This is a genomic window from Pseudomonas putida, from assembly GCA_029953615.1.
GTDB lineage: Bacteria > Pseudomonadota > Gammaproteobacteria > Pseudomonadales > Pseudomonadaceae > Aquipseudomonas.
Genome location: CP124529.1, coordinates 2,959,746 through 2,976,496, shown reverse-complemented (window position 1 = coordinate 2,976,496; position 16,751 = coordinate 2,959,746). Strand labels below are relative to the sequence as shown.

Sequence of the window (16,751 nt, the reverse complement as noted above, 5' to 3'; positions counted from 1 at the left end):
GCCAGGGTTCGAGAGAAACGTTTCAGATACGTTTTTTTGTATTTCGCCCCCTGACCGAACCTTTGGGAGTTGATGATTAATGGATATCCGTAAAGTCAAGAAACTGATCGAGCTGCTGGAAGAGTCTGGCATCGACGAGCTGGAGATCAAGGAAGGCGAAGAGTCGGTCCGTATCAGCCGTCACAGCAAGACCCCGGCTGCCCAGCAGTTCTACGCGCCTGCGCCGATGGCTGCCGCTCCTGCTGCTGCCCCGGTTGCCGCTGCTGCCCCGGCCGCCGAAGCCGCTGCTGCCGCCCCGGCCCTGAAAGGCACCGTGATCCGCTCGCCAATGGTAGGCACCTTCTACCGCAAGCCTTCGCCGACCTCGCCGAACTTCGCTGAAGTTGGCCAGACCGTGAAGAAAGGCGACACCCTGTGCATCGTCGAAGCCATGAAGATGATGAACCACATCGAAGCCGATGTTGGCGGTGTCATCGACGCCATCCTGGTAGAAGACGGCCAGCCGGTTGAGTTCGACCAGCCGCTGTTCACCATCGTTTGAATCGCGGAGAGCCAACGATGTCTGGGAAGCTCGAAAAAGTCCTGATCGCCAACCGCGGGGAAATTGCCCTGCGGATCCTGCGTGCCTGCAAAGAGCTGGGTATCAAGACAGTCGCCGTGCACTCCACCGCCGACCGTGAACTGATGCACCTGGGCCTGGCAGACGAGTCGGTCTGCATCGGCCCTGCATCGTCCAAGGATTCCTACCTGCATATCCCGGCAATCATCGCTGCCGCCGAAGTGACTGGCGCCACCGCGATCCACCCGGGCTACGGCTTCCTGGCGGAAAACGCCGATTTCGCCGAGCAGGTGGAAAAATCCGGTTTCGCCTTCATCGGCCCGAAAGCCGACACCATTCGCCTGATGGGCGACAAGGTTTCGGCCAAGGACGCGATGATCAAGTCGGGCGTACCGACCGTGCCGGGTTCCGATGGCCCGCTGCCGGAAGATGAAGAAGTCGCCCTGGCGATTGCCCGTGACGTCGGCTACCCGGTAATCATCAAGGCCGCCGGTGGCGGTGGTGGTCGCGGGATGCGCGTGGTGCACAAGGAAGAGGACCTGATTGCCTCTGCCAAGCTCACCCGTACCGAAGCCGGTGCCGCCTTCGGCAACCCGATGGTCTACCTGGAGAAGTTCCTGACCAACCCACGCCACGTGGAAGTCCAGGTACTGTCCGACGGCCAGGGCAACGCCGTCCACCTCGGCGACCGTGACTGCTCGCTGCAGCGCCGTCACCAGAAGGTACTGGAAGAAGCACCAGCCCCGGGTATCGACGAGAAAGCCCGTCAGGAAGTGTTCAAGCGCTGCGTCGATGCGTGCATCGAGATCGGCTACCGTGGTGCCGGTACTTTCGAGTTCCTGTACGAGAACGGCCGCTTCTACTTCATCGAGATGAACACCCGCGTGCAGGTTGAGCACCCGGTGTCGGAGATGGTCACTGGTATCGACATCGTCAAGGAGATGCTGAGCATCGCCGCTGGCAACAAGCTGTCGTTCCGCCAGGAAGACGTGGTCATCCGTGGCCATGCGCTGGAATGCCGGATCAACGCCGAAGACCCGAAGAAGTTCATCCCGAGCCCAGGCAAGGTGAAGCACTTCCACGCACCGGGCGGCAATGGCGTGCGGGTGGATTCGCACCTGTACAGCGGTTACTCGGTTCCGCCGAACTACGACTCGCTGATCGGCAAGCTGATCACCTACGGCAAGGACCGCGACGAAGCCATGGCGCGCATGCGCAATGCCCTGGACGAGATCGTCGTCGACGGCATCAAGACCAACATCCCGCTGCACCGCGACCTGGTGCGTGATGAAGGTTTCTGCAAAGGCGGCGTCAACATTCACTACCTCGAGCACAAACTGGCCAGCCAGGAGTGATCGCGTAGTGTGATGTACCGAAACCCCGGACTTGTTCCGGGGTTTTTTATTGCCTGTCAGGGCCTCATCGCTGGCCAAGCCAGGCTCCCACAGGGACTGCGCATAACTTGAGATCTATGCGGTCGAAGTGGGAGCTGGCTTGCCGGCGATGGGCTGCAAAGCAGCCCCAGGGCCCACCCCCTTCATCCGCGGCATCTCGATACGGTGTTCATGCACCCGCCGATACAGGGTGGCCCGCGAAATACCCAATGCCCGCGCCGCATCGGCCGGCTTCCAGCGATGGCGGATCAGCGCATCCAGCAGCAACTGCCGGGCCGGACAAGACATGCTGCTTTCAGCCGACGCGACCACCTCGCCGCGTACTTCCTGCGGCAGGTCCTGCACCTGCACCCGCCCGTCCTCGCTCACCGCACAGGCATAGCGCAACACCTGCCGCAGCTGGCGCAAATTCCCCGGCCAGCGGTAAACCAGCAGCGCCTTCAGCGCATCATCCGCCAACACCACCTCGATTCCGCTGGCCTCGGCTTCCTCGGCCAGCAACTGGTGAATCAACCCCAAGCGGTCCTCACGCTCGCGCAGCGGCGGCAATTCGAAGCGGGCATTGGCCAGGCGAAAGTACAGATCCTCGCGAAAACGTCCATCCTCCACCATCGCCACCAAATCGCGGTGGGTCGCGCAAATCACCTGGATGTCCACCCGCTCCCGCCGCGCCGCGCCCAACGGCGCCACTTCCCCCTCGGCCAGCACCCGCAGCAACCTGGTTTGTAGGTTCAGCGGCATGTCACCGATTTCGTCGAGGAACAGCGTGCCGCCATCGGCCTGCTGCAACAGCCCCTGCATGCCTTTGCTGGATGCCCCGGTAAAAGCCCCGGCGACATAGCCGAACAGTTCGCTCTCGATCAGGCTCTCCGGGATGGCCGCGCAGTTGAGGGTGACGAACGGGCCATCGCGACGCAGGCTTTGCTGATGCAGCTGGCGGGCGAATACTTCTTTGCCGGCCCCCGTCTCGCCTTGCACCAGCACCGCCAGGTTGCAGTCCTTGACCCGTGTGGCCAGGCGCAGATGCTGCTCGATACGGGCGTCCTGGGCTTGGCGCAACGGCTGCACACGCTGGCGTTGCTGTGGGGCGCTGACACGGCCATACAGCCCCCCCAGGCCGGGCAGGCGCTGGGCCGACGACGCGCTTACCCGGCGCAGCTGGTCGATGTCGAACAGCTCGCCAATGTGCTCGGGCAAACGTCCCAGGCGCTCCACCAGACGCTGCCGCGCCAGGCTGTTGATCGCCTGCAGGCGGCCATCGCCATCCCAGGCCAGCAAGTAGTCGGGCTGGCTTTCCACATAGCCCGGCGTGCCATGGGCACGCATCACCCAATGGCCCTGGGCGCTGTGCATGAAGAAGGCATTTTCGATCTCGCGGGCGGTCTGCTCGACCAGTTGGCGGATCAGGTGCTGGCTGCGGCGGTCGTCCGGCGACTGCAAGGCCGAGACATCCACCACGCCCAGCAACTCGCCCAACGGGTCGAACACCGGTGCCGCCGTACAGGTCAGGCCAATGAACGCCGCGCGGAAGTGGTCGCGCTTGTGCACCGTGACCGGGGCTTTGCTGGTCAACACCGCCGCCACACCGCAGGTGCCTTCCTCGCCCTCCGACCAGCAGGTACCCAGGTACAGCCCGGCCTTGCGGCAGTCGTTGCGAATGGCTGACTCGACCCGGTAATCGATGGTGCGCCCCAGGGCGTCGGTGAGCAGCACGCAGTAGTCGGCACCGCGTACCCGTTCATGCAGGCGGGCCACGGCATCGCTGGCGATGCGCAGGAACACTTCGGCGCGTTCGCGACATTCGTTGAGCAGGCTTTGGGACAGGATGCGCGGCCCCTGCTGGGACCCGGGGTCGAGGCGGTACAGCTCCATGGAGCGGCGCCATGAATCGAGGATCAGCGGTGGCACCGGCGCCTGCGGCAGGCGGTCGGCATTCTTCAGCACCCTGCTGACGCAGTCGACATGGGCTCGGGAGTTCGCGGCAAGCATTCAGGCCCTCCGGTTCTCATTGCTGTTTTTATCGTTGTCCGGCCATTAAGCGCTTCCAGGCCTGCCCCGACAAGCACTGTGTGATTACCGGCCAGCTTGAGACGCAGCGTCTCAGCGTCTCGCCAGCGTCGGCCCCGCGCTGGCACCGGGCGTCTCGCCAGCCCAACCATCCGCCCCTGCCGAAGCGCACGAAAACCGCTCTATTGCAGGCACTACAGCCAATACAACAGAAGCTGGCACCGCGCTTGCTCCTGCCTTGGCAAACAAAAATACGAGGTGCGCCATGCCGCTACCCGCCCCGACCGTCGGGATCATTGCCAACCCTGCCTCTGGCCGCGATCTGCGCCGCCTGACCGCCAATGCCGGGCTCTATTCGAGTACCGACAAGGCTTCGGCGATCCAGCGCCTGCTGGCCGCCTTCGGTGCCACCGGCATCGGCCAGGTGCTGCTGCCCAGTGACATGACCGGCATCGCCGCCGCCGTGCTCAAGGCCAGCCTGGGCCCGGTCGCCCGCGACCAGCACTGGCCGCCCATCGAGATACTCGACCTGCCGCTGACCCAAACCGTTGCCGATACCCGCCTGGCGACTCGCCGCATGGTCGAGCGCGGCGTGGCGATGATCGCCGTGCTCGGCGGCGACGGCACCCACAAGGCAGTCGCCGCCGAGGCCGGCGACGTGCCGCTGTTGACCTTGTCCACCGGCACCAACAACGCCTTCCCCGAACTGCGTGAAGCCACCAGTGCCGGCCTGGCTGGCGGCTTGCTTGCCAGCGGCCGGGTACCGGCCAGCATCGGCTTGCGCCGCAACAAGCGCCTGCTGGTCAAGGTACCCGAGCAACGGCTTGCCGAATGGGCCCTGGTGGAAGTAGCGGTGTCGCCCCAGCGCTTCGTCGGCGCTCGGGCATTGAGCCGCAGCGAGGACCTATGCGAAGTCTTCGCCTGTTTCGCCGAACCCCATGCCATTGGCCTGTCGGCCTTGTGCGGCCTGTGGTTCCCGGTTTCGCGCCAGGCCCCGCACGGTGCCTGGGTACGCCTGAACCCCGGCGCCGAGCAGGCGCTGCTCGCGCCGCTGGCACCCGGCCTGCTGCAAGGCTGTGGCATCACGGCCAGTGGCCCGCTCTCGCCCGGCGTCGCCCACCGCCTGAGCCTGGCCAGCGGCACCCTGGCGCTGGACGGCGAACGCGAAATCGAATTCGCCGAGCACGACACCCCCACCATCACCCTCGACCACCAAGGCCCATTGAGCGTGGACGTCGAGGCCGTGCTGGCGCATGCCGCCCGCCATCACCTGCTGGCCGTACCGCGCGGCCACCGGTTGCACCCTGCAAACCCGTGTTGAGACAACCTGGAGAACAACAAGATGTCCAATCAACTCAGTACCGAACAATTGCTGCATGCCTATGAAGTGATGCGCACCATCCGCGCCTTCGAGGAGCGCCTGCACGTGGAGTTCGCCACCGGCGAGATCCCCGGCTTCGTCCACCTCTACGCCGGCGAAGAGGCATCCGCTGCCGGTGTCATGGCCCACCTGCGCGACAGCGACTGCAATCGCCTCGACCCACCGCGGGCATGGCCACTGCATCGCCAAGGGCGTGGATGTGTACGGCATGATGGCCGAAATCTACGGCAAGAAGACCGGCGTGTGCGGGGGCAAAGGCGGCTCGATGCATATCGCCGACCTGGAAAAAGGCATGCTTGGCGCCAACGGCATCGTCGGTGCCGGTGCCCCGCTGGTGGCCGGGGCGGCGCTGGCGGCCAAGATCAAGGGCAAGGACGATGTGTCGGTGGCCTTCTTCGGCGATGGCGCTTCCAACGAAGGCGCGGTGTTCGAAGCCATGAACATGGCGTCGATCATGAACCTGCCGTGCATCTTCGTCGCCGAGAACAACGGCTACGCCGAAGCCACCGCCTCGACCTGGTCGGTGGCCTGCGACCATATCGCCGACCGCGCTGCCGGTTTCGGCATGCCCGGCGTCACCATCGACGGTTTCGACTTCTTTGCCGTGTACGAGGCCGCTGGTGCAGCCATCGAACGCGCACGTTCCGGGGCAGGGCCCGTCGCTGATCGAGGTCAAGCTCAGCCGCTACTACGGCCACTTCGAAGGCGATGCACAAACCTACCGTGCGCCCGATGAAGTGAAGAACCTGCGCGAATCCCGCGACTGCCTGATGCAGTTCCGCAACAAGACCACCCGCGCCGGCCTGCTCACGGCTGCGCAACTGGACGCCATCGACGCCCGCGTCGAGGACCTGATCGAAGACGCCGTGCGCCGCGCCAAGTCCGATCCCAAGCCACAGCCCGCCGACCTGCTCACCGACGTCTACGTCGCCTACCCCTGAGCCGCGGATTACAAGAACAACAGGAGAACCACCATGGCAAGAAAGATCAGCTACCAGCAGGCCATCAACGAAGCCCTGGCCCAGGAAATGCGCCGCGACAGCACGGTATTCATCATTGGCGAAGACGTTGCCGGCGGCGCCGGTGCCCCTGGCGAAGATGACGCCTGGGGTGGCGTGCTGGGCGTGACCAAGGGCCTTTACCACCAGTTCCCGGGGCGCGTGCTCGATGCGCCGCTATCCGAAATCGGCTACGTCGGTGCCGCCGTCGGTGCCGCCACCCAAGGCCTGCGCCCGGTGTGCGAGCTGATGTTCGTCGACTTCGCCGGCTGCTGCCTGGACCAGATCCTCAACCAGGCCGCCAAGTTCCGCTACATGTTCGGCGGCAAGGCGGTCACCCCGCTGGTGATGCGCACCATGTACGGCGCCGGCCTGCGCGCGGCGGCCCAGCACTCGCAGATGCTCACCTCGCTGTGGACGCACATTCCCGGCCTGAAGGTGGTGTGCCCGTCTTCGCCGTACGATGCCAAGGGCCTGTTGATACAGGCGATCCGCGACAATGACCCGGTGATCTTCTGCGAGCACAAGCTGCTGTACAGCATGCAAGGCGAAGTGCCGGAAGAGGTCTACACCGTGCCGTTCGGTGAAGCCAACTTCCTGCGCGATGGCGATGATGTGACCCTGGTCACCTACGGCCGCATGGTGCATGTGGCGCTGGAGGCGGCCAACAACCTGGCCCGCCAGGGCATCGACTGCGAGGTGCTGGACCTGCGCACCACAAGCCCGCTGGACGAAGACAGCATCCTGGAAAGCGTGGAAAAGACCGGCCGCCTGGTGGTGATCGACGAAGCCAACCCGCGTTGCTCCATGGCCACCGATATCAGCGCACTGGTAGCGCAGAAGGCCTTCGGCGCGCTCAAGGGGCCAATCGAGATGGTCACTGCGCCGCATACCCCGGTGCCGTTCTCCGACGCCCTGGAAGACCTGTACATCCCTGACGCGGCGAAGATCGAGGCTGCGGTACGTAAAGTGATCGAAGCCGCAAGGAGTGCCGCATGAGCCAGATCCATACCCTGACCATGCCCAAGTGGGGCCTGTCGATGACCGAGGGCCGGGTGGACACCTGGCTCAAGCAGGAAGGTGACCAGATCAACAAGGGCGACGAGGTGCTGGACGTCGAGACCGACAAGATCAGCAGCAGCGTCGAGGCGCCATTCAGCGGCGTGCTGCGCCGTCTGGTCGCCCAGCCCGACGAAACCCTGCCGGTTGGCGCGCTGCTGGCGGTAGTGGTTGAAGGCGAAGCCGATGAGGCTGAGATCGATGCCGTGGTCCAGCGCTTCCAGGCCGAGTTCGTCGCCGAAGGTGGCGCCGACCAGGCTCAGGGACCGGCACCGCAGAAGGCGCAAGTGGGGGATCACCTGCTGCGCTGGTTCGAGCTGGGCGAAGGCGGCACGCCCCTGGTGTTGGTGCACGGCTTTGGCGGCGACCTCAACAACTGGCTGTTCAACCACCCGGCGCTGGCTGCCGAGCGACGGGTGATCGCCCTCGATCTGCCGGGGCATGGTGAGTCGGGCAAAGCCCTGCAACGCGGCGACCTGGATGAACTGAGCGAAACCGTGCTGGCCCTGCTCGACCACCTGGACATCGCCAAGGCCCACCTGGCCGGCCACTCCATGGGCGGTGCGGTCAGCCTGAACGTGGCGCGGCTGGCACCGCAGCGGGTAGCCAGCCTGAGCCTGGTGGCCAGTGCAGGGCTGGGCGAGGCCATCAACGGGCAGTACCTGCAAGGCTTCGTCGCTGCCGCCAACCGCAATGCCCTCAAGCCGCAGATGGTGCAGCTGTTTGCCGACCCGGCGCTGGTCACCCGGCAGATGCTGGAGGACATGCTCAAGTTCAAGCGCCTGGAAGGGGTGGACGACGCGTTGCGCCTGCTGGCATCGGCCATCGCCGACGGCGACCGTCAGCGCCATGACCTGCGTGGGGTGCTGGGCCAGCATCCGGCCCTGGTGGTGTGGGGCGGCAAGGACGCGATCATCCCGGCCAGCCATGCCGAAGGGCTGGAGGCCGAAGTGCTGGTACTGCCTGAGGCTGGTCATATGGTGCAGATGGAAGCGGCCGAACAGGTCAACCAGCAACTGCTCGCGTTCCTGCGCAAGCACTAAGCCTTTTTCGTGAGCCTGGAGAACAACAATGAACGACCTGAGCCACACCCACATGCGCGCCGCCGTCTGGCATGGCCGCAATGACATTCGCGTCGAACAGGTGCCCCTGCCGGCTGATCCTGCACCTGGATGGGTGCAGATCAAGGTGGACTGGTGCGGCATCTGCGGCTCCGACCTGCACGAATACGTCGCCGGCCCGGTATTCATCCCGGTAGAGGCACCCCACCCGCTGACCGGCATCCAGGGCCAGTGCATCCTCGGCCACGAGTTCTGCGGCCAGATCGCCAAGCTGGGTGACGGCGTGGAAGGTTTTGCCGTCGGTGACCCGGTGGCTGCGGACGCCTGCCAGCATTGCGGCACCTGCTACTACTGCACCCACGGCCTGTACAACATCTGCGAGCGCCTGGCCTTTACCGGCCTGATGAACAACGGTGCCTTCGCCGAACTGGTCAACGTGCCCGCCAACCTGCTGTATCGGCTACCGCAGGGTTTCCCGGCGGAGGCCGGGGCGCTGATCGAGCCACTGGCGGTGGGCATGCATGCGGTGAAAAAGGCCGGTAGCCTGCTAGGCCAGACCGTGGTGGTGGTCGGCGCCGGCACCATCGGCCTGTGCACCATCATGTGTGCCAAGGCAGCGGGGGCGGCGCAGGTGATCGCCCTGGAAATGTCCTCGGCGCGCAAGGCCAAGGCCAGAGAGGTTGGCGCCAGCGTGGTGCTGGACCCAAGCCAGTGCGACGCGCTGGCGGAGATCCGCAAGCTGACTGCCGGGCTGGGGGCGGATGTAAGTTTTGAATGCATCGGCAACAAGCACACGGCCAAGCTGGCCATCGACACTATCCGCAAGGCGGGCAAGTGTGTGCTGGTGGGCATTTTCGAAGAACCCAGCGAGTTCAACTTCTTCGAACTGGTGTCCACCGAGAAACAGGTGCTGGGGGCGCTGGCCTACAACGGCGAGTTTGCCGATGTGATTGCCTTCATCGCTGACGGCAGGCTGGATATTCGCCCGCTGGTGACCGGGCGGATCGGGCTGGAGCAGATTGTCGAGCTGGGCTTCGAGGAGTTGGTGAACAACAAGGAGGAGAACGTGAAGATCATCGTGTCGCCGGGCGTGCGCTGATTGCACCTCAAAGGCAACACGAAAACTGTGGGAGCGGGCGTGCCCGCGAAGCAGGCGACTCGGTGGATGGCACCGGCTTCGCCGGTGTTCGCGGCTAAAGCCGCTCCCACAGGTATTGCGCAAAGCTGAAAGTCACCGCTGGACCTGTGGGAGCGGGTTTACCCGCGAAGAAGACCACGCGCTGCATGGCACCGGCGTCGCCGGTGTTCGCGGGCACGCCCGCTACCACAGGGATCGCGTTCGCTGTTTCAGGATCCCATTCTGCGTCATACTCGGCAGACTTTTTGCCCGGTTCTCGCCATGCGTCCACTGCTCCCCATCACCCTGGTCCTGCTGCTCGCCGCCTGCGGCGATGGCGAATCGCTGCTCCCGCCGGACGCGCGCCTGCCTGACGGTGGGCGGTACCGGGGGCAGGTGGTCGATGGCCTGCTGCAAGGCGAGGGCCGGATCGACTACCCCAACGGCAGCTGGTACGCCGGTACCTTCAAGGACGGCCAATGGCACGGCCAGGGCGAGTGGCACGGCCGCAACGGCGAGGTGTACCGCGGCCAGTTCGCCGCAGGGCTGTTCCAGGGGCTGGGTGAGCTGACCACCCCGGGCAGCCACTATGCCGGCACCTTCAGCCACGGCCGCCGCGACGGCGAAGGCACCCTCAAGCAAGCCGACCAGACCTACCGCGGCCAGTTCAAGGATGACCTGTACGAAGGCGCCGGCGAGCTGGAACTGGCCGACGGCAGCCGCTACCAGGGCCTGTTCGCCAAGGGCAAGCCCAACGGTGCCGGGGTGCGCAGCGATGCCAGCGGCAACCAGTTCAGCGGCCGCTTCATCAACGGCCAGCTGGAAGGTAGCGGTACTTACGACAGCGTCGACGGCGAGCAGTACATCGGCGAATTCAGGAACAACCGCCTGGAGGGCCGTGGCCGCTACGAAAACGCCGAGGGTGATGTGTGGATCGGCGAATTCAAGGACGGCTCGTTGGTCGGTGAAGGCGAACTGCTGGGCAGCGACGGTAGCCACTACAAGGGCACCTTCGCCGACTGGCGCCTGTCGGGCCAGGGCAGCCTGCAACTGGCCGACGGCAGCAAGTACATCGGTGGCTTCCTCAACGATGCCTACCACGGCCAGGGGCGGCTGATCCTGGCCAGCGGCAAAGTCGAAAGCGGCACCTGGAGCAACGGCGTGCGCGTACGCGACCAGAACGGCAAGCTGTTGCCCGACCCGCTGGACCTGGCGTTGCTCAATCAGGGCCGGTTGCTGGACGAGGCGCTGGCCCGGGTTCCGCGTTCCACGCCACCGGTCCAGCTATACAGCCTGGTGGTGGCCGGCGATGGCCAGCAGAGCGTGTTCCTTCGCGAAGCCGACTACGTCAGCAATATGCTCAAGGTGCGCTTTGGCGCCCGTGGCCAGGTTACCTTGGTCAACCACCGCGACCACATGACCACCCGCGCCATGGCCACGCGCGAGAACCTTACCCGCGCCGCCCGCACCCTGGCCGAGCGTAGTGGCCCCGAAGACCTGGTGTTCATCTACCTCACCAGTCATGGCAGCCAGGACCATCAGCTGGTACTCGACCAGCCGCGCCTGCAGCTGGCCGATCTGTCTGCCGACGAGCTGGCGAGCGCGCTGGCGCCGCTGAAAAACCGCGACAAGGTGGTTGTCATATCCGCCTGCTATTCAGGGGGCTACATCACCCCGCTCAAGGACGAGCGTACGCTGATCATGACCGCCGCCCGGGCCGACCGCGTGTCCTTCGGTTGCTCGGAAGAAGCCGATTTCACCTACTTCGGCGATGCTCTGTTCGCCGAAGCGCTGAACCAGACCGACGACCTGAAACAGGCGTTTGAACTGGCGCGAGCCAGCGTTGCCGAAAGAGAACAAAGGGAAGGTTTCGAGGCCTCTGAACCGCAGCTGTGGGCGCCGCCGGGCGTGCTCGAGCACTGGCAGCACCTGCGCCGGCAACAGGCCGAAGAAGCATTGCGTAACGCCGCACAGGCCAATGTAGGGGGACAGGCGGAAACGTCACCCAGCCACTAAGCTTGTGTGTAACAAGGGAGAGACATCATGTATTTGACGCCTCAACATGTCCTGCTTGCTGGTGCCACGGGTCTGACAGGTGAACACCTGCTCGACCGTCTGCTCAACGAGCCCACCATTACCCGCGTACTGGCGCCTACCCGCCGGCCTCTCGCCGAGCACCCGCACCTGGAAAACCCGGTGGGCGACCCGGCGGTGTTTCTTCCGCAGCTGGCCGGGCGCGTTGATATCGCTTTTTGCTGCCTGGGCACCACGTTGAAGCAGGCCGGCTCCGAATCGGCCTTTCGTGCGGTGGACCTGGACATGGTACTGGCCTTCAGCAAGCGTGCCCGGGAGATGGGCGCGCGGCACCTGCTGGTAGTCAGTGCGCTGGGGGCCGACCCGAAATCTTCGATTTTCTACAACCGGGTCAAAGGCGAGATGGAAGAGGCGCTCAAGGCCCAGGACTGGCCGCAGTTGACCATCGTGCGGCCGTCATTGCTGCTGGGCGAGCGGATCGAGCCGCGGCTGGGCGAACAGTTGGCTTCGCCGTTTGCCAAGCTGATACCCGGGAAGTATCGGGGGATCGAGGCTTGTACTTTGGCCCGGGCGCTTTGGCGGCTGGCACTGGAGGAAGAGGACGGGGTGCGGATTGTGGAGTCGGATGAGTTGCGCAGGTTGGGCAAGAAATAGGCTTCACTTGTGACGGCCTCTTCGCGGGCACGCCCGCTCCCACCGGTACTGTGCCAGGCCTGAGGGCAATGCAGTACCTGTGGGAGCGGGCGTGCCCGCGAAAGGGCCATCACAGGCCACCGGTGGCCTGGAAGCCTACACCGGCCGCTGTCAGCAAGGACAAGGGCAGCAACAGGGTATCGAGCAGCATGCTCCCCGGCAGGTCCAGTCCCGGGTACGCCGGGGCATCAGCTCCATAATGATCGCGCGGGCAACAGCCGCCATTGATCACGTACAAATCCAACCGGGTACCGGCATACACCACCGGCGCCCCGGGCTTGTTGGCATCCAGCGTGCGCACCGTGGCGCAGCCACCGAGCAGCACCAGCATCAAAACCCCCGCCAGCGCTCGCTTCAATCATCCACTCCGTAGTGGTGTTCGCCCCAACGCGGCAACATGTCCTGGGGAATGTTCAGCAGGTTGAGAATGCGCGCCACGACAAAGTCGACCAGGTCGTCGATGGTCTGCGGCTGGTGATAGAAGCCTGGCGATGCCGGCAGGATGATTGCGCCCATGTGCGACAGCTTGAGCATGTTCTCCAGGTGGATGGCTGAAAACGGCGCTTCGCGCGGCACCAGGATCAGCTGGCGACGTTCCTTCAGAGCAACGTCGGCGGCACGCTCGATCAGGTTGTTGCAGGCGCCGGTGGCAATCGCCGACAGGGTGCCGGTGGAACAGGGCACCACCACCATCGCCGCCGGCGCGCCGGAGCCCGAGGCTACCGGCGACATCCAGTCTTCCTTGCCATATACCCGGATCTGCCCGTCGGCAGCACCTGTGTATTCGGTAAGGAACGTCTGCATTGCCTGGGGTTTGGCTGGCAGCACCACGTCGGTCTCGGTGGCCATCACCAGTTGCGCGGCCTTGGAGATCAGAAAGTGCACCTCGCGATCCTCGCGCACAAGGCAATCGAGCAGGCGCAGTCCATACTGGACGCCCGAAGCCCCGGTCATCGCCAGTGTGATGCGTTCCGGCCCGTTCACTGCAATGCCTCGGCCAGCTTGCCGTGCAGGCCGCCGAAGCCGCCGTTGCTCATGATCACTACATGGGTGCCTGGGCGGGCCTGGCCCTTGACCCGCTCGATGATCGCTTCAAGGCTGTCGGCCACCACGCTGGGCACTTTGCACTGGGCGGCAGTGCCCGCCAGGTCCCAGCCAAGGTTGGCCGGGGCGTACCAGATCACCTGGTCGGCGTCGTTGACGCTTTCCGGCAGGCCATCACGGTGGGCACCGAGCTTCATCGAGTTCGAGCGCGGCTCGATCACGGCGATCACCGGTGCCTCGCCAACACGCTTGCGCAGGCCGTCGAGGGTGGTGGCGATGGCGGTGGGGTGGTGGGCGAAGTCATCGTAGATGGTCACGCCCTGCACTTCGGCCACCTTCTCCATGCGCCGCTTGACGCTCTTGAAGGCGCTCAGGCCTTCGATGCCCATGGCTGGCACTACGCCTACATGGCGCGCCGCTGCAAGGGTGGCCAGGGCGTTGGCGACGTTGTGCTGGCCAGTCAGCGCCCAGTCAACCACGCCCTGCGCTTCGCCCTCGAACAGCACTTCGAAGCGCGAGCCGTCGGGGCTGAGCAGACGGGCTTGCCACTGGCCACCTTCGCCAGTGGTCTGCACCGGGGTCCAGCAGCCCATGCCGATCACACGCTCCAGCGCCTGCTCGGTGGTGGGGTGGATGACCAGGCCTTCGCCAGGGATGGTGCGCACCAAGTGATGGAATTGCCGCTCGATCGAGGCCAGGTCGGGGAAGATGTCCGCATGGTCGAATTCGAGGTTGTTGAGGATCGCCGTGCGTGGGTGGTAGTGGACGAACTTGGAGCGCTTGTCGAAGAAGGCGCTGTCGTACTCGTCGGCTTCCACCACGAAGAACGGCGTGTCGCCCAGGCGTGCCGACACCGAGAAGTTCTGCGGCACACCGCCGATCAGGAAGCCCGGGCTCATGCCGGCGTGCTCCAGCACCCAGGCCAGCATACTGCTGGTAGTGGTCTTGCCATGAGTACCGGCAACGGCCAGCACCCAGCGGCCCTGCAGCACGTGGTCGGCCAGCCACTGCGGGCCGGAAACATAGGGCAGGCCCTTGTTCAGCACGTACTCAACCGCCGGGTTGCCACGCGACATGGCGTTGCCGATGACCACCAGGTCTGGCGCCGGGTCCAGCTGGGCCGGGTCATAGCCTTGGGTCAGTTCGATGCCCTGGGCTTCGAGCTGGGTGCTCATCGGGGGATAGACGTTGGCGTCAGAGCCGGTGACGCGGTGGCCAAGCTCCTTGGCCAGCACCGCCAGCGAGCCCATGAAAGTACCGCAAATACCGAGAATGTGAATATGCATGGTCGACCTCGCAAAACATCGAGGCAGGGTAGCCCAGGGCGAGAAAAATCGCACACGATGTTTCGCTCAGTCGGCCCTGGTGATGCCGTGTTTGCGCAGTTTTCGATATAAGGTATTACGGCTGATGCCCAAGTGCTCGGCGACACGGGTGAGGTGCCAGTGTTTTGCCTCCAGTATCTCCATTAGTGCTTGCCGTTCCGCGCCTTGCAAAACCTCGGTACCCACGGGCTCCCCATCAATTCCTGGACCAACACCGGACCTGTGGGAGCGGGCGTGCCCGCGAACGAGGGCAACGCCCTCGCCCTGCGTTGCTTGATCGGACGTCTTCGCGGGCGCGCCCGCTCCCACAGGATTGGCGCTGCTGCAGACAATTGTGGGGAGATCCGAAAATGCTATGCGGGCATCTTCGCAAAGTGCCACCAGGGTACGCAGCACGTTGCGCATCTGCCGCACGTTGCCCGGCCAGGCAAAGTCGAGCAGTGCCTGGCGCGCCCTCGGCTCGATGTCGATCAGTTGCCCCTGCGCCTCCTGACGCAACAGAAAGTCCAGCAACTGCGCCTTGTCACTGCGCTCGCGCACCGCAGGCAACGCCACTTCCAGGCCATTCAGGCGGTAATACAGGTCCTCGCGGAAGCTACCCTGCTCCACCCGCTCCAGCAGGTCACGGTGTGTAGCGCTGACGATGCGCACGTCGACCGCCTGCGGTTCGCCACCGATCGGCACCACCTGGCGCTCCTCCAGCACACGCAGCAGGCGGGTTTGCAAGGCCAGTGGCATATCGCCGATCTCGTCCAGTAGCAAGGTGCCGCCGTCGGCCTGCAACAGCTTGCCGCGCATGCCTTCCTTGCGCGCACCGGTAAAGCTGCCGCCGCGGTAACCGAACAGCTCGCTCTCGATCAGGCTCTCCGGGATCGACGCGCAGTTGATGGCGACAAACGGTTTGCCGCGCCGCTCGCTGGCCTGGTGCACGGCCTGGGCGAAGGCCTCCTTGCCGCAGCCGGTCTCGCCGCGCAACAGCAGCGGCACATCGCGCTCGAACACCCGCACGCTGCGGCGGAAGTCGTTCTGCAAGGCCGGGTCGAGCAGGCATACAAGCGGCTCCACTTCCCGCGCAGGGCGCGGTTGGGCGGTGGGCACCGACCACACCGGTGCGCGCGCCTGGCCACGCAGGCTGGCGAACACCTGGCGCCCGTCCAGGGTATGCAGCGGCCAGGCCGTGCTGCCGCCGGGCGTGGCGCGGCTGAACAGTTCGTCGTGGCTGCATGCGAAAAAGCGTTCCAGCGGTTTGCCCAGCACGCCACCCCGCACCGTGCCCAACAGGTTCAGCGCGCTCTGGTTGGCGGCGCAGATGCGCCCGTCACCGTCGAACGCCAGCAGGCCTTCGCTGAACAGGCCGACCGACTCCGCCTGCAGGTGAAAACGCAGCAGCCATTGCTGTTCGAAATGGCGCAGGAAGTAGCAGCTTTCGATCATCTTCGCCGACAGGTTGACCAGGGCCATGGTGTGGAACTGGCTCTGCCGGGAAACATCGGGCCGTGCCGAAGACACATCCAGCACCGCCAGCAGCTCGCCATGCGGGTCGAACACCGGGCTGGCCGAGCAGGTCAGGCCGGTGTGGCGACCACGGAAGTGCTCGTTCTGGTGAATGGTCAGCGCCTGGCGCTCAACCAGGCAGGTGCCGATGCCGTTGGTGCCCTCGCGCGCCTCGCTCCAGTCGGCGCCCAGCCACAGCCCGGCGCGCTCGAAGCTGCGTCGCTCGGTCGGCGCGCTGACGCAATTGAGGATCACCCCACGGGCATCGGTCAGCAGTACCGCATGCCCGGCCCCGGAAAGCTGCTGATGCAGGCTGTTCATTTCAGGGTCGGCAATCTGCAGCACCTGGCGCAGGCGCTCGCGGCTTTCCAGCAGGCGCCCGTGTTCGAGCACCACCGGGGCCTCGATAACCGACGGGTCGAGGTGGTAGTCCTCCAGGCAGCGCAGCCAGGAGCGGGCGATGGACGGGTCACTGCCGCCCTCCCCGGCCCCACCATGGGCGACGGTATGGACTTGCTGGGCATGGCGACTGAAATGGTTGCTCTGCATTGTTGTAGTTCTCCGCAGATAGAGAGTCCCGCCAGC

Annotated in this window: 13 protein-coding genes and 1 pseudogene; 9 read left to right on the top strand and 5 right to left on the bottom strand. The window is 65.1% G+C overall.

Annotated features, from left to right (window positions below; translation table 11 throughout):
• Window positions 1–79: 79 nt before the first annotated feature.
• Both accB and accC read left to right on the top strand, forming a co-directional pair.
• Window positions 80–541, top strand: a complete 462-nt coding sequence (gene accB, locus QIY50_13585) for an acetyl-CoA carboxylase biotin carboxyl carrier protein (protein ID WGV18524.1) — start codon at window positions 80–82, stop codon at window positions 539–541.
• Between the two features lie 17 nt (window positions 542–558).
• The gene (accC, locus tag QIY50_13580) at window positions 559–1,914 is read left to right on the top strand and encodes an acetyl-CoA carboxylase biotin carboxylase subunit (GenBank protein WGV18523.1); all 1,356 of its coding nucleotides are present in this window, start codon (window positions 559–561) and stop codon (window positions 1,912–1,914) included.
• 114 nt (window positions 1,915–2,028) lie between these two features.
• Here the strand turns inward: accC and QIY50_13575 are convergent, their stop codons facing one another.
• A complete protein-coding gene (locus QIY50_13575; protein WGV18522.1) occupies window positions 2,029–3,942 on the bottom strand; it encodes a sigma-54-dependent Fis family transcriptional regulator in 1,914 nt (637 codons plus the stop codon).
• A 283-nt stretch (window positions 3,943–4,225) separates the two neighbouring features.
• Here QIY50_13575 and QIY50_13570 point away from each other — a divergent pair, with 283 nt between their 5' ends.
• The 7 genes and pseudogenes from QIY50_13570 to QIY50_13540 all read left to right on the top strand — a co-directional run bounded on the left by QIY50_13570 (window position 4,226) and on the right by QIY50_13540 (window position 12,264).
• Entirely contained in the window at window positions 4,226–5,281 is a 1,056-nt protein-coding gene (locus tag QIY50_13570; protein WGV18521.1) for an NAD(+)/NADH kinase, read from the top strand.
• 21 nt (window positions 5,282–5,302) lie between these two features.
• Window positions 5,303–6,282, top strand: a pseudogene (locus QIY50_13565) (thiamine pyrophosphate-dependent dehydrogenase E1 component subunit alpha).
• 33 nt (window positions 6,283–6,315) lie between these two features.
• Window positions 6,316–7,338, top strand: a complete 1,023-nt coding sequence (locus tag QIY50_13560) for an alpha-ketoacid dehydrogenase subunit beta (protein WGV18520.1) — start codon at window positions 6,316–6,318, stop codon at window positions 7,336–7,338.
• Window positions 7,335–8,441, top strand: coding sequence for an acetoin dehydrogenase dihydrolipoyllysine-residue acetyltransferase subunit (locus QIY50_13555; GenBank protein ID WGV18519.1), 1,107 nt, complete (start codon window positions 7,335–7,337; stop codon window positions 8,439–8,441). The genes QIY50_13560 and QIY50_13555 overlap by 4 nt, the downstream gene beginning before the upstream one ends.
• A 52-nt stretch (window positions 8,442–8,493) precedes the next feature.
• On the top strand, window positions 8,494–9,558 hold the full coding sequence (locus tag QIY50_13550; GenBank protein ID WGV23053.1) for a 2,3-butanediol dehydrogenase: 1,065 nt from the start codon (window positions 8,494–8,496) through the stop codon (window positions 9,556–9,558).
• A 300-nt stretch (window positions 9,559–9,858) separates the two neighbouring features.
• Window positions 9,859–11,592, top strand: coding sequence for a C13 family peptidase (locus QIY50_13545; GenBank protein ID WGV18518.1), 1,734 nt, complete (start codon window positions 9,859–9,861; stop codon window positions 11,590–11,592).
• A 27-nt stretch (window positions 11,593–11,619) separates the two neighbouring features.
• Entirely contained in the window at window positions 11,620–12,264 is a 645-nt protein-coding gene (locus QIY50_13540; GenBank protein ID WGV18517.1) for an oxidoreductase, read from the top strand.
• Window positions 12,265–12,373: 109 nt separating this feature from the next.
• On the opposite strand, the gene QIY50_13535 is transcribed toward QIY50_13540, so the two are convergent.
• The 4 genes from QIY50_13535 to QIY50_13520 form a co-directional block, all read right to left on the bottom strand.
• A complete protein-coding gene (locus tag QIY50_13535) occupies window positions 12,374–12,661 on the bottom strand; it encodes a YceK/YidQ family lipoprotein (protein WGV18516.1) in 288 nt (95 codons plus the stop codon).
• On the bottom strand, window positions 12,658–13,287 hold the full coding sequence (gene ubiX / locus QIY50_13530) for a flavin prenyltransferase UbiX (GenBank protein WGV18515.1): 630 nt from the start codon (window positions 13,285–13,287) through the stop codon (window positions 12,658–12,660). The genes QIY50_13535 and ubiX overlap by 4 nt, the downstream gene beginning before the upstream one ends.
• On the bottom strand, window positions 13,284–14,633 hold the full coding sequence (mpl, locus tag QIY50_13525) for a UDP-N-acetylmuramate:L-alanyl-gamma-D-glutamyl-meso-diaminopimelate ligase (GenBank protein WGV18514.1): 1,350 nt from the start codon (window positions 14,631–14,633) through the stop codon (window positions 13,284–13,286). Before mpl ends, ubiX begins: the two co-directional genes overlap by 4 nt.
• A 66-nt stretch (window positions 14,634–14,699) precedes the next feature.
• The gene (locus QIY50_13520) at window positions 14,700–16,715 is read right to left on the bottom strand and encodes a sigma-54-dependent Fis family transcriptional regulator (protein ID WGV18513.1); all 2,016 of its coding nucleotides are present in this window, start codon (window positions 16,713–16,715) and stop codon (window positions 14,700–14,702) included.
• Window positions 16,716–16,751: the final 36 nt, after the last annotated feature.

Bases quoted from the DNA above. Each gene is read 5' to 3' on its own strand.
- accB (WGV18524.1), top strand. From the start codon at position 80: ATGGATATCCGTAAAGTCAAGAAACTGATCGAGCTGCTGGAAGAGTCT.
- accC (WGV18523.1), top strand. From the start codon at position 559: ATGTCTGGGAAGCTCGAAAAAGTCCTGATCGCCAACCGCGGGGAAATT.
- QIY50_13575 (WGV18522.1), bottom strand. From the start codon at position 3,942: ATGCTTGCCGCGAACTCCCGAGCCCATGTCGACTGCGTCAGCAGGGTG.
- QIY50_13570 (WGV18521.1), top strand. From the start codon at position 4,226: ATGCCGCTACCCGCCCCGACCGTCGGGATCATTGCCAACCCTGCCTCT.
- QIY50_13560 (WGV18520.1), top strand. From the start codon at position 6,316: ATGGCAAGAAAGATCAGCTACCAGCAGGCCATCAACGAAGCCCTGGCC.
- QIY50_13555 (WGV18519.1), top strand. From the start codon at position 7,335: ATGAGCCAGATCCATACCCTGACCATGCCCAAGTGGGGCCTGTCGATG.
- QIY50_13550 (WGV23053.1), top strand. From the start codon at position 8,494: ATGCGCGCCGCCGTCTGGCATGGCCGCAATGACATTCGCGTCGAACAG.
- QIY50_13545 (WGV18518.1), top strand. From the start codon at position 9,859: ATGCGTCCACTGCTCCCCATCACCCTGGTCCTGCTGCTCGCCGCCTGC.
- QIY50_13540 (WGV18517.1), top strand. From the start codon at position 11,620: ATGTATTTGACGCCTCAACATGTCCTGCTTGCTGGTGCCACGGGTCTG.
- mpl (WGV18514.1), bottom strand. From the start codon at position 14,633: ATGCATATTCACATTCTCGGTATTTGCGGTACTTTCATGGGCTCGCTG.
- QIY50_13520 (WGV18513.1), bottom strand. From the start codon at position 16,715: ATGCAGAGCAACCATTTCAGTCGCCATGCCCAGCAAGTCCATACCGTC.